The sequence below is a fragment of the Streptomyces aureocirculatus genome, from assembly GCF_000720475.1.
Taxonomy (GTDB): Bacteria; Actinomycetota; Actinomycetes; order Streptomycetales; family Streptomycetaceae; genus Streptomyces; species Streptomyces aureocirculatus.
This window is the reverse complement of sequence record NZ_JOAP01000040.1, coordinates 1-12,801: the sequence shown is the minus strand read 5'-3', so window position 1 is coordinate 12,801 and position 12,801 is coordinate 1. Positions and strand designations below refer to the sequence as shown.

Genomic DNA, 12,801 nt, shown 5'->3' with positions numbered 1-12,801 from the left:
TTTTCAAGCCGGACCCTGAGGTCCGATGCGTCCCGTCACCTGCGGGACGTGTCCCATCGTACGTGACCAACGCCGGTGGGTGCCAGCCTATTCCTGCACCCGGGGGGACGGGGTTACCCGATCCCCTGCCGCCGCCGCACCGCCGAGATCGCGCGGTTCGTCTCGCGGGTGTCCTGCTTCTCCCGCAGCGTCTGCCGCTTGTCGTACTCCTTCTTGCCCTTGGCGAGCGCGATCTCGACCTTCACGCGGCTGTCCTTGAAGTACAGCGCGAGCGGCACGATCGTGTGGCCCGTCTCCTGGGACTTCGACTCCAGCTTGTCGATCTCCGCGCGGTGCAGGAGCAGCTTGCGCTTGCGCGTGGCGGAGTGGTTGGTCCACGTCCCCTGGACGTACTCCGGTACGTGGATGTTGTGCAGCCACGCCTCATGGCCGTCGATGTGCACGAAGCCGTCCACCAGGGAGGCCCGGCCGAGCCGGAGGGACTTGACCTCCGTACCCATCAGAACCAGGCCGCACTCGTAGGTGTCCAGGATGTGGTAGTCGTGCCGCGCCTTCTTGTTCTGCGCGATCATCTTGCGCGCGGGCGCCTTCTCGGCGGCCTTGGCCGCCTTGCGCTTTTGCTTTTCCTTAGCCATAGTGCGGCCATTTTCGCACTACGAGGGGGGTCCGAGGCCAGTCAATACTGTCTCGGCCCGCTCCTGGGCGCCGTCCTCGACCTCCAGGTCCGGGGTGATGCCCCGGCCGTCGACCGCCCGCCCCGAAGGGGTGCGGTAGTGCCCGACGGTCAGCTCGGCGACGGAGCCGTCCGGCAGTCGGCTCGGCATCTGCACCGAGCCCTTGCCGAACGTCCTGGAGCCCACGACGACCGCGCGTCCGCGGTCCTGGAGGGCCCCGGTGAGCAGCTCGGCCGCGCTCATCGTGCCGCCGTCGACGAGCGCGACCACGGGTCTGGTGGTGTCCCCGCCCCGCCGGGCGTGCAGGGCGCGCTGCCGTCCTCGTACGTCGTACGTGGCGACGAGGCCGCCGTCCAGGACCGCGGAGGACGCCTTGGTGGCCTCGGTGACCAGGCCGCCGGAGTTGCCGCGCAGGTCGAGCAGGATGCCGGCGCCCGGGGGTGCCTTGCGCACCGCCTTGCGCACCGCCTCGCCCGACCCCTTGGTGAACGCCCCGACCTTGATCATCACGGCGCCGCCGGGGAGCCTGCTCACGGTCACGGAGTCCGTCGACAGGCGGGCGCGGCGCAGGGTCTCGGTCCACGCGCGCGAGGCACGCCGCAGGCCGAGGGTGACCGGGGTGTTCTCGTGGTCGCCGCGGAGCAGGGACACCACGTCCGTGACGGGGCGTCCGGCGACCTTCTCGCCGTCGACGGCGGTGAGCCGGTCGCCCGCGCGGATGCCTGCCCGCTCGGCGGGGCCGCCGCGCTGCACCCGGGACACCTCGATCCTGCCGTCGGCGGCGCGCTTGGCCCACAGGCCGACGCCGGTGTAGGCGCCGTCCAGGGACTGCTCGAAGGCGCGGTACTCCCCCTGGGAGTAGACCGAAGCCCAGCGGTCGCCGCTGCGGCTGACGGCCTCCTCGGCGGCCTCGGCGGTGTCCTTGCCCGACTTGCCATCGGCCATGGCGTCGGCGGCGGCGTCCGCGGCCGCGTCGGAGGGGTCGCGGCCTTCGCCGCGGGACCCGCGGTCCTTGTCGCTGTCCTTGGAGGAGGCGACGGAGCGGGCGGGCGGCGCCTCGTTCTGGCCGTGCGCCGCGTCCTCGGTCCAGGAGCCGGTGGCCGCGCCGGTGGCGAGGACACTCGCGAAGACCAACGTCAGGGCTGCCCCGCGGCGGGTGCGACGGGGCTCGGCGAGCCGATCAGGGCCTGACATGTCGGTGAGTCTAGGACAACGACGGGCGCCGCACGGCCGGTTGACCGTACGGCGCCCGAGGCACTCCTCACACCTGGGAAACGGAAGTCGCCCGCCGTCTCACGCCTTTGGTGCCCGCGTCACACCTTCAGGTACTTGCGCAGCGCGAAGAACGCGGCAAGGGCGGGCATCAGCAGTCCGATGGCGAGCACCAGCGGCAGTTTGGCGAGAACCGCGTCCCAGCCGATGAAGTTGATCAGATCGAGCTTCTCGGACAGCTCCAGTCCGTGGTCGATGATGAAGTACCGGCCGAGGAGCAGGAATCCGCAGGCGAGTCCGCCGCCGATCAGACCGGCGACGGCCGCCTCCAGGATGAACGGCATCTGGATGTAGAAGCTGGACGCGCCCACGAGCCGCATGATCCCGGTTTCGCGGCGACGGCTGAACGCCGAGACGCGCACCGTGTTGACGATCAGCATCAGGGCGACCACGAGCATCAGGGCCATCACCGCGAGCGCCGCCCAGTTCATGCCGTTGAGGAGCTCGAAGAGGTTGTCCAGGACGCCCTTCTGGTCCTCCACGGACTGCACGCCGTCCCTTCCGGAGAAGGCGGTCGCGACCACCTGGTACTTCTCTGGGTCCTTCAGCTTGATGCGGTACGACTCCTGCATCTGGTCCGGGGTCAGCGAGCTGGACAGCGGGGAGTCGCCGAACTGCTCCTTGTAGTGCTTGTACGCCAGGTCGGCCGTCTCGTGCTGGACGGTGTCGACGACGGGCATCTTCTTCAGATCGGTGAGGATCTGCTGCTTCTGCTCGTTCGTGACCGCGCCCTTGGCGCACTTGGGGTCCTGCTCGGCGTCCCCCTTGTTGCACAGGAAGATCGAGACGTTGACCTTGTCGTACCAGTAGCCCTTCATCGTGCTCACCTGGTCGCGCATGAGCAGCGAGCCGCCGAACAGGGCGAGCGAGAGCGCTACGGAGACGACGACCGCGAAGGTCATCGTGAGATTGCGGCGGAGACCGACGCCGATCTCCGACAGGACGAACTGGGCGCGCATGGCGGCCTTTCAGTGGATCAGGTGGAGCGGAGGGGCAGCACGGAGCGGACACCGGCGGCCATGGCAGGCGCCGGGGCCCGGATCAGTGCTGGTAGCCGTAGACGCCGCGGGACTGGTCGCGGACCAGGCGGCCCTTCTCCAGCTCGATGACGCGCTTGCGCATCTGGTCCACGATCTGCTGATCGTGGGTGGCCATCACGACGGTGGTGCCGGTCCGGTTGATGCGGTCCAGGAGCTTCATGATGCCGACCGACGTCTGCGGGTCGAGGTTGCCGGTCGGTTCGTCGGCGATGAGGAGCTTCGGCCGGTTGACGAAGGCGCGGGCGATCGCCACGCGCTGCTGCTCACCGCCGGAGAGCTCGCCCGGCATCCGGTCCTCCTTGCCGCCGAGGCCGACGAGGTCGAGGACCTGGGGCACGGATTTGCGGATCTCGCCGCGCGTCTTGCCGATGACCTCCTGGGCGAAGGCCACGTTCTCGGCGACGGTCTTGTTCGGAAGGAGCCGGAAGTCCTGGAAGACGGTGCCGAGCTGGCGGCGCATGTGCGGCACCTTCCAGTTGGAGAGCCGCGCCAGGTCCTTGCCCAGGACGTGCACCTGGCCGTGGCTGGTGCGCTCCTCGCGGAGGATCAGCCGCAGGAAGGTGGACTTTCCGGAGCCGGATGAGCCCACCAGGAAGACGAACTCGCCCTTCTCGATCTCCAGCGACACATCGCGGAGGGCTGGGCGGTTCTGCTTCGGGTAGGCCTTGGAGACGTTGTCGAATCGGATCACGGATGCACCACGGGTAGCCGGGGGTAGGTGAGCGTGACCATACGCGAACCGGGTGCGGCCGCGCAGTCGGCGTCCTGAGTTGCGCGTTTTGTTGCGGAAACCACCAGGTGCAAACGGGGCACCGGTGGGCCGTGGGGCTTGTCGGGCGGTGGGCCGCGCCGAATTCCGCGGAAGCTGGCACAGTGGTAGGGGGAACGGTTGGGGTTCCCCGAGCGTTGGGCAGGCTGAGACTGTGCGGAGGAGAAGCGCATGACCTATGACAGGTTGGTGTGCGCGAACTGCGCGGCGCCTGTGAGTGAGGGCCGCTGCCCCGTGTGCCGGGCCAGCCGGGAGCGGATGCAGCAGGAGGGCCCCTTCGGCGGCCTCAGCCCTGCCACCCTGATAGGGCTGCTCGTGGTGTTGATCATGGCGATGGCACTGGTGGCGCATCAGACCGCGTAGTCGAAGGGCGCCGGGCCGAAGAGCGGCCGAAGAGCATCCCAGGACACGAGGAAGGGCCCGGAGCCGTCAGGCTCCGGGCCCTTCTCACGCGCACTGCCGGTACGGTCAGGCCGCGGCGCCCCGGTTGCCTGCCAGGCGGGGCAGGAAACGGAAGCCGATGCCACCGGCGATCATGGTGGCGGCACCGATGATCAGGAAGGTGGTCTCGGTGGCACCCGTCTCGGCGAGCTCGCCGTCATTCTTGGCGCTGCCGTTGTCGGAGATCTGCTCGACGGGCTTGGAGCCGGTGTCGGTCAGGCTGTCCTTGCCGCCCTGCTCGGCCGGGCCCGAGCCGCCGTCGGGGTCGGCGTCGTTGCCGCCGCTGCCGCCGCCGCCGGTGCCGTTGCTGTTGCCGTTGCCATTGCCGTTGTCGTCGTCACCGCCGTCGCCGTCACCCGGGTCGGTGGGCTGGGAGGTGGGCGGGACCGAGGGCTCGGGTGGGTTCGTCGGCTCCGGCGGCTGCGTCGGCTCCGGCGGGTCGGTGGGCTCCGGCGGCTCGCTGGGCTCCGGCGGGTCCGTCGGCTCGCCGGTGGGCTCCGGCGGGTTGCTGGGCTCCGGCGGGTCGTCGGTCGCGTCGTCCGTACCCGGGAGGTCCACGTCGACACCGATGCCGTTCTCGTCGGCGGAGGCGCTCGCGCCCGTACCGCCGAGCTCGACGCCGACATCGAGGGCCGAGGCTGCGCCGGCGGCGGTCAGCGAGGCGCCGGCGGCGATCACCGCGCCGGCGGCGATCCGCGCGACGCGGATCCGCGTCTTCTTCGTCATCTGGCTGCTACCCCCAGTAGCTGAATCGTCAGTGAGGCAGCGTCCCGGATCGCGGTCGCGGGATGACTTTTCGATCGGCCCCCCGGATCACACGCGTCCCAGAGATACGCATGCCGCCCGCTAGCCTTTCCAGTTTTCGAAAGGCCGTCAAGGCTGTTGCGGGCGCGATGCCCGTTATAGGGCGGTTGACCGGCGTACGGACATGTGACTGTGACGTAAAAGGCGCAGGAAGCCCACACAGGCCCCATGAACAAAGGCAACCGTCGCCCCATGGGCCACAGTTGCCTCTGCTTCAGATCGGCTCAATTTGTCGACATAGCGCCGAAATTACTTCTCCTGCTGCTTGCGCCAGCGAATTCCGGCCTCAAGGAAGCCATCGATCTCGCCGTTGAACACCGCTTCCGGATTACCGACCTCGTGCTCCGTACGCAGGTCCTTCACCATCTGGTACGGGTGCAGGACGTACGAACGCATCTGGTTGCCCCAGGAGTTGCCGCCGTCGCCCTTGAGCGCGTTCATCTTGGCCTGCTCCTCCTGGCGGCGGCGCTCGAGCAGCTTCGCCTGGAGGACGTTCATGGCCGTGGCCTTGTTCTGGATCTGCGAGCGCTCGTTCTGACAGGAGACGACGATGCCCGTCGGGATGTGCGTCAGGCGGACCGCGGAGTCGGTCGTGTTGACGCCCTGGCCGCCGGGGCCCGATGAGCGGTACACGTCGACGCGCAGCTCGCTCTCGTCGATCTCGATGTGGTCGGTCTGCTCGACGACCGGGAGGACCTCGACGCCCGCGAAGGACGTCTGCCGACGGCCCTGGTTGTCGAACGGCGAGATCCGCACCAGGCGGTGCGTGCCCTGCTCGACGGAGAGCGTGCCGTAGGCGTACGGGACGTTGACGGCGAAGGTCGTCGACTTGATGCCGGCCTCTTCCGCGTACGACGTCTCGTACAGCTCGGTCTTGTAGCCGTGGCGCTCCGCCCAGCGCAGATACATGCGCTGGAGCTTCTCGGCGAAGTCCGAGGCGTCGACGCCGCCGGCCTCGGCGCGGACGGTGACGACGGCCTCACGGGAGTCGTACTCACCGGAGAGAAGGGTGCGGACCTCCATCTCGTCCAGCGCCTTCTTGACCGCCGTGAGCTCCGACTCGGCCTCCGCGCGGGTGTCCGTGTCGTCCTCCTCCTCGGCCATCTCGAAGAGCACGCCGAGGTCGTCGATGCGCCCGCGCAGGTTCTCCGCCTTGCGCACCTCTGCCTGGAGGTGGCTCAGCTTGCTGGTGATCTTCTGCGCCTCGTCCGGGTCGTCCCACAGGGACGGCGCGGCCGCCTGCTCCTCGAGCACGGCGATGTCTGCCCTCAGCTTGTCGAGGTCCAGGACGGCCTCGATCGACTCCATGGTCGAGGAGAGGGACTTGAGCTCTTCGGATACATCGACGACTGCCACAGCTCCAGCCTAACGGCTGCGGCAAGCAGTCCTCCCCCGGTGGCCGGGACAGGCCCTCGCGGGGCGCTGCCGGTGCGGCGAGGTTTCAGCCCGTCCGGCGTTTGAGGACGAGCGCGAAGCGCGATCCACGGGGCCCAGGGCCGGGCTCACGGGACCGGCGGGGCCGAGTTTCCGTTGTCCGGGGTGGACGGCGATGACTCGTCGCCGGAGGTGGCGTACCAGGCGCCGACGCCCACCGCGGCGGCCACAAGCGCCCCTGCCACGCCGAGCGTGATCCGGCGGCGGCGCGTCGAGGCGCGGTGGCGGGCCGAGCCGGGGCGGACGGCGCCCGCGGTGCGGGGGGCCCGTGCGGTGCCCCGGGCGCCGCCTGCCAGCTCGTCAGGGGCGGGTACGCGCATGGAGGTGTGCGTGTCCCGGTTGGCGTCCGCGGGCGCGGCGCCCGGCACCAGGGGCACGGCACCCCGGCGCGGGGGCTTCTCGCGCGGCTGCGGCGCCGCCTCCTCGTAGGACTCCTCGGGCTCCGCGTCCGGCTCGTCGACGTCCAGCGGCGGCATGCCCGCGAGCAGGGGCAACTGCTCGCGCAGGCGGGTGGCGAGCTCGGAGGCACGGAGTCGGGACGCGGGGGCCTTGGCCAGGCACTGGACCATGAGCTGCCAGAGCTCTTCGGGGATGCCGGGGAGCGGGACCACGGTCTCGGTGACATGGCGTCTGAGCACCGCTCCGGGGTGTCCGCCGCCGAACGGCGTGAAGCCCGCGAGCAGCTCGTACAGGACGGTGGCGAGGGCGTAGATGTCCACGGCCGCGCGCGGCGGCAGGCCCTCGATGATCTCGGGCGCCAGATAGTCCGGCGTACCGATGATCTTCGTGGCGCGGGTCCGGCGCGGGGAGTCGATGAGCTTGGCGACCCCGAAGTCGGTGAGGAGGGCGGGGTGCGCGCCGCCGGGGCCGAGGGGCCCCTGCATGTCCAGGAGTACGTTCTCGGGCTTGACGTCGCGGTGCACGATCCCGGCCGCGTGCGCCGCGGCGAGCGCGTCGGCGACGTCGGCGACGATGGCGACGGCGGCCTCGGGGGCGAGCCGCCGCTCGCGCTCCAGACGCGTCCGCAGGTCCGTGCCGCGGACCAGGTCCATCACGAGGGCGAGGTCGTTGCCGTCGACCACCAGGTCGTGGACGCCGACCACGCGCGCGTGGTCGAGGCTGAGCAGTGCCGTGCGCTCCTGGACGAAGCGGCCGACGAGCTCCTGGTCGGAGGCCAGGTCCTCGCGCAGCAGCTTGATGGCGACCGGACCCTCGGGTCCCTCGCCGAGCCACACCGTGCCGGCACTGCCCCGTCCCAGAATCTGGTGGGCCGTGTACCGGCTGCCGATCTTCCGTCCCAAGACTGCTCCTACGGGATGTGTGTGGGCCCAAAACTACGCGGCCAGGGCGCCAACCATCACATCCGCACGGGAAATCACCCCGTAGGAGTCGACAAATCCACAGAGTCGGCCGGACCCGGTGGCCGGACCCGGCCCGGCGTCAGTTCCCGCCGACCTTGCCCATCCAGTCGCCGACGGTGTTGTAGACGTCCTTGACCTGGTCCCAGTACCCCTTCGTGGTACCGATCCAGTCCTGGAGCGGGCTCAGCTCCCAGACCAGCCAGCTCGCGACGAACAGGATGACGAGCACGACCAGGCAGCCCTTGAGGCAGCCGAGGCCGGGGATGCGCGTCCGGTTCGGATTGTCGCGGCGGCGCTGGCGCGGGGCGGCCGGCTGCTGCGGCGGCGCGGGCTGCTGCGGGGCGGGCTGCTGCGGCGGCGCGTACGGCTGGGGCTGCTGCGGCTGCGGCGTCCGACGGCGCGGCTGTACCGGGGGCGCGTACGGCTGGGGCTGGTTCTGCGGAGGGTACGGCTGCTGCTGGTTCTGCGGGGCGTACGGCTGGGGCTGCTGCGGGCGCGCCACCTGGCGCTGGGGGCGGCGGCGCAGCGGGTCCTGGTTCGGGTCCAGGTGCTGCACCTGGGTCTGGTCGTTGCGGTCGCGGGCCGCACGCATCTGGTTCTGCCAGGGGTGCGGGTCGTCGGGGCCGCCGCCCTGTCCCGGGCCCACCGGCGGCATGACGGCCGTGGGGTCGGCGCCGCCGTGGGGCCCGCCGCCCTGGGGTCCGCCGGTGTGCGGCAGGACGCTGGTGGCGGCGGCCGGGTCGTAACCGCCCGCGTTGGTGTTCGGCAGGACCTGGGTGGGGTCGGCGGCGCCCGGGGTGCCGGGCACCGGCGCGGGCGAGGGGTCCGGGGCGAGCAGCGCGGCCACGCCCTCGGCGGCGGCGATCTGGGCGGCGTTGGCGTGCACCCCGATGCCGTCGGCGACCGCACGCAGTCCGCGCGCCAGGTTCTCGGCGCTCGGGCGGCGGTCGGGGTCCTTGCTCAGGCAGCGCTCTATGACCGTCCACAGCGGGTCGGGCACGGTGGAGGGCCTGCGCGGGTCGGCGCTCAGATGCTGGTGCAGGACTTCGAGCGCGGAGCCGCCTGAGAACGGCGGGCGGCCTGTGACCAGCTCGTACAGCAGGATGCCCGCGCCGTAGATGTCGACGGCGCTCGTCTGCGGGCGGCCCTCGGCCGACTCGGGCGCGACGTACGCGGGCGTGCCGACGAACTCCTGGGTGCGGGTGAGGCCCGGCGAGTCGGCGAGGCGGGCGATGCCGAAGTCCGTGAGCATCGGGTGCATGCCGCTCGCGTCCTGCTTGACCAGGACGTTCGCGGGCTTGAGGTCACGGTGCACGACGCCGTCGGCGTGGCTCGCGGCCAGCGCGTCGGCGATCTGCGCGGTCAGCAGGGCCGCCGCGGCGGGCGTGAAGGGGCCGTTGTCACGCAGGTACTTGTGCAGGTCGGGACCGTCGATCAGGTCCATCACCAGGGCGAGCAGATCACCCTCGACGACCAGGTCGCGGGTCCGCACGATGTTCGGGTGCGTCAGCCTGAGCAGGACGGAGCGCTCCCTGAGGAAGCGCATCACCACGTCCGGGTCGTTGGCGAGCTCCTCCTTGAGGACCTTGATCGCGACGGTCTCACCGGGCTGACCGGCCACCGCCGCCTCGGCACCCGCGGTCTCCCGCTGGCGGGCTCGCCAGACGGTGCCCGTGGCGCCGCGCCCGAGCGGCTCCTCGAGGAGGTACTTGCTGCCTACCGGCCGCACGTCATGCGCTCCCTGCTGATCTGGCTGGTCTCTGGTCCTGTGGTTCCGGACTGCGATCCCGGTCTCTGGTTCCGTACTGCGATCCCGGTCTGTGGTTCCGGTCTTGGGTTCCGACCCACTGTAGTGCCGCCGGACGGGGCGCCGTCCGATGATCTCGCGTTCGCCGGGGGGTGGCACGGACCCGCGCACGGACCTTTGTTCGGTGTGAAGACGCGCGACCGGCGCGGTTGGTTGCCGGTACCTCCGTACGGGCGCCTGAATCGGCCTGACACCCTCGCCCGCATCCGTCCGAGCAGGCACTTTGCGGGAACTTTTCCGAGCAGAGCCGACCAATCAAGATCACTTGTGGGTGGGGGGCGGGCGTGTTGTCAGTGGCAGGTGCGAGGATGCTCCCGTACTGGCCGACGTGCCCGTGTGCGGTGGGGGGAATCACAGCGCGAGTCCCCGTGCCGGGCGGCAAGGGCAGAAGGGACCGCCGACGGCGATGCAGATCCGGCTGACCGTCCTCGGGCCGCGTGGCGGCCAGACCGAGCCGGGGGGACGCCCCGCGGCGGCCTGCGACGTGCTGGTCACCGCCCCCGCCGGAACCGCGCTCGCCGCGGTCGCCTCCGGCCTCGCCGCGGCCGTCTCCGCAGGCGAGGGCCCCGCCGTGCTGTACGCGCAGTCGGACCGCCTCGACCTCCAGCGCTGCACGCTCGGCGAGCCGCCCCTGATCGACGGCGCCGTCCTGTCCGTCGGCGCCCCCGCCGAGCCGGGCCCCGAGCTCGCCGACGCCGCGACGCGGCTGCACGTGGTCGCGGGCCCCGACGCCGGCGGTGTGCACCTGCTGCACGGCGGCCAGATCCAGGTCGGCCGCTCCGACCGGGCCGACGTGCCCCTCGACGACCCCGACGTGTCCCGGGTGCACTGCGCGGTCACCCTCGCCCCCGACGGCCGGGTCACGGTCACGGACCTCGGCTCGACGAACGGCACGACGGTCGACGGCCGCGCGATCGGCGACCGCCCCGTCCCCCTCTCCTCCGGCTCCCTCCTGCGCGTCGGCGAGTCCGTGCTGCGCCTCACCACCGGCAGCGTCCCGGACGGCCCCCTGCCGACCGCGCCGGACGGGGAGGGCCATGTGCGGGTGCGCGTCGCTACACTGCCCGAGCCCGAGAACGCGCAGGGGGGCGCGCGAGACGCCGCCGGCGCCGCGGTGCCCGCGCCCCGCGCTCCCGCCGGTTCCCCGCCGTCCGCGGACGGTTCGACCCAGCATGCGTACGGCTCGGCGGACTGGGGCGCGGCGGCCGGGGGCGGCGGGACCGGACACGGGACCGCGGACGCGGGCGGCGGCACCGGGGACGCTCCCGGGGCACGGGCAGCGGCGGTGCCGCAGCAGGGCGGCACGCCCGAGACGGAGCGGCACCGTACGGGTACGCCCCCGCGGGGCACCACCGTGCCCCGGGGCCTTCGCAAGCGCGGCGGTCTCTCGGCGTGGGCGCGGCGTCTTGCCGGGGGCAGGGGCGACGGGACGGAACGCGGCGAGGGGACGCAGGACGCCCACGACGCGTACGACACGTACGACACGTACGACACCGACGCGCACGACTCCACCGCGTACCCCCCGCACGACTCCTCCCTCACCCCGCACGCCGCGCCCGCCCCGCACCCCTCGTACGACAAGACGCACGCCGGTCTCCGCGGCGTCGGAGGGCCCGGTGGGGAGTACGCGGGGGCGGGCGGGGACGAGTACTTCGGCGGGGCGGGGGCCGGTGCCCCGGCGCCCGAGGTGTGGCCCGACGCGGCGGCGCTGCTGCTTGCTGCGCTCGGCCCGGGGGCGCGGCTGTGGGAGCGCGGGCCCGCGCATCCGGAGGCCCTCGCCGTGCGGCTCGGTACGACGGACAGGACCGCGCCCGGCGCGGCGGGCCTCCTTCCCGCCGTGCCGGTGACGGTCAGCCTGCGGGAGGCGGGGGCGCTGGGGCTCGCCGGGCCCCGGGAGCGGCTCGCGGGCCTGGCGAGGTCGGTGCTCGCGCAGTTGGCCGCGCTGCACTCCCCCGCCGCCCTGGAGATCGTCCTGATCAGCACGGACCGCGGGCGCACGGCGCGGGAGCGTGCCGAGGAGTGGTCCTGGCTCGGCTGGCTGCCGCACGTCAGGCCCGGCCACGGACAGGACTGCAGACTGCTCCTCGCGTACGACCGCGAGCAGGCGGCGGCGCGTACGAGTGAGCTGCTGCGCCGCCTGGACGAGCCCGCGGAGGCGGGAGCGGGTGGACGGAGCTTCTCCGCCGAGGAGTTGACCGGTTCCGCCGTGGGCCCGGCGGCGGCCGGGCCGCGCACGGTCGTGGTGGTGGACGGCGACCCGGGCGCGGCGGACCTGCGGGAGGCCGCCGTGCGGCTGGCCCGCGAGGGGGCGCGGGCGGGGATCCATGTGGTGTGCCTGGCCGAGACGGCGGCCGCCTCCCCCGTGTCACCGGTGACGGATACGTACGAGACGGCGTGCGAGGTGTCGCCCGCGTTCCGCGCGTGCGGGGCCGCGGCGCTGCTCAGCGGGGACGTGGCGACGGCCCTGCGGGTGCTGCGCACGGCGGACGGGCGGCCCGCGGGGCACGGCACGGTGGCCGTGGTGGACGCGGTGTCGGTGGCGTGGGCGCAGCGGTTCGCGCGGGCGCTCGCTCCGCTGCGGCCCGACGGGGCGGCCGGGGCCGGGCACGCGCGCGTGGCGACGCCGCTGCCGCAGTCGGCGCGGCTCCTGGACGAGCTGGGGCTCGCCCGGGCCACGCCCGCCTCGCTGATGGCGCGGTGGGCGGCCGCCGCCGACGACACCCAGGCACTCGGCGGACGGGCCTGGGCGGTGCTCGGGGCGGGGGCGCGCGGACCGGTCGTGGTGGACCTGGCCGCGGACGGACCGCATCTTCTGGTCGAGGGCCCCGCGGGCAGCGGACGCACGGAGTTGCTGCGGTCGGTGGCGGCGTCCCTCGCCGCGGCGGAGCGCCCGGACCGGCTCGGGATCGTGCTGATCGACGGCCGCGACGGCGGTCCTGGCGGCAGCGCGGGCGGAACCGGCCAGCGCCCCGGTGAAGGTCTGCGGCCCTGTACGGAGCTGCCGCACGTGACCACCCACCTCACGGCCAACGACCCCGTACGGATGCGGGAGTTCGCGCAGTCGCTGACGGCGGAGCTGAAGCGGCGGGCGGAGCTGCTCGGCCGGGTGGGGTTCGCCGAGTGGCATACGCAGCGGGAGGTGTCCGGGCGGATGGTGACGCAGCGGGCCGGGGGGCCGGGGGGCGGGGCGGGGCGGGCT

10 protein-coding genes are annotated in these 12,801 nt (G+C 72.6%); 2 read left to right on the top strand and 8 right to left on the bottom strand.

The window, feature by feature from the left end; genetic code table 11:
- Positions 1-113: 113 nt before the first annotated feature.
- The 4 genes from smpB to ftsE form a co-directional block, all read right to left on the bottom strand.
- Positions 114-635 (bottom strand): SsrA-binding protein SmpB, encoded by a 522-nt coding sequence (gene smpB / locus IG78_RS0129760; protein WP_051853044.1) that lies wholly within the window; start codon positions 633-635, stop codon positions 114-116.
- An 18-nt stretch (positions 636-653) separates the two neighbouring features.
- Positions 654-1,868: a S41 family peptidase gene (locus tag IG78_RS0129755; protein WP_030568665.1), complete on the bottom strand. Its 1,215-nt coding sequence runs from the start codon at positions 1,866-1,868 to the stop codon at positions 654-656.
- Between the two features lie 119 nt (positions 1,869-1,987).
- Positions 1,988-2,905: a permease-like cell division protein FtsX gene (gene ftsX, locus IG78_RS0129750; RefSeq protein WP_030568663.1), complete on the bottom strand. Its 918-nt coding sequence runs from the start codon at positions 2,903-2,905 to the stop codon at positions 1,988-1,990.
- 82 nt (positions 2,906-2,987) lie between these two features.
- Positions 2,988-3,677: a cell division ATP-binding protein FtsE gene (gene ftsE / locus IG78_RS0129745; RefSeq protein ID WP_030568661.1), complete on the bottom strand. Its 690-nt coding sequence runs from the start codon at positions 3,675-3,677 to the stop codon at positions 2,988-2,990.
- A gap of 249 nt (positions 3,678-3,926) precedes the next feature.
- On the opposite strand from ftsE, the gene IG78_RS0129740 reads away from it, so the two are divergent.
- Positions 3,927-4,118: a hypothetical protein gene (locus tag IG78_RS0129740; protein WP_030568659.1), complete on the top strand. Its 192-nt coding sequence runs from the start codon at positions 3,927-3,929 to the stop codon at positions 4,116-4,118.
- Positions 4,119-4,223: 105 nt separating this feature from the next.
- On the opposite strand, the gene IG78_RS0129735 is transcribed toward IG78_RS0129740, so the two are convergent.
- From IG78_RS0129735 to IG78_RS0129720, 4 genes are all read right to left on the bottom strand, one after another.
- Positions 4,224-4,922: a hypothetical protein gene (locus IG78_RS0129735; RefSeq protein WP_030568657.1), complete on the bottom strand. Its 699-nt coding sequence runs from the start codon at positions 4,920-4,922 to the stop codon at positions 4,224-4,226.
- Between the two features lie 327 nt (positions 4,923-5,249).
- A complete protein-coding gene (gene prfB, locus IG78_RS0129730) occupies positions 5,250-6,356 on the bottom strand; it encodes a peptide chain release factor 2 (protein ID WP_030568655.1) in 1,107 nt (368 codons plus the stop codon).
- A 146-nt stretch (positions 6,357-6,502) separates the two neighbouring features.
- Positions 6,503-7,735, bottom strand: coding sequence for a serine/threonine-protein kinase (locus tag IG78_RS0129725; protein WP_030568653.1), 1,233 nt, complete (start codon positions 7,733-7,735; stop codon positions 6,503-6,505).
- A gap of 139 nt (positions 7,736-7,874) precedes the next feature.
- Entirely contained in the window at positions 7,875-9,524 is a 1,650-nt protein-coding gene (locus IG78_RS0129720; RefSeq protein WP_030568651.1) for a serine/threonine-protein kinase, read from the bottom strand.
- Positions 9,525-10,008: 484 nt separating this feature from the next.
- Between IG78_RS0129720 and IG78_RS0129715 the strand changes: the two genes are divergently transcribed.
- Positions 10,009-12,801, top strand: a 2,793-nt coding sequence (locus IG78_RS0129715) for an FHA domain-containing protein (RefSeq protein ID WP_030568649.1), incomplete at its 3' end; no start/stop codon positions are given.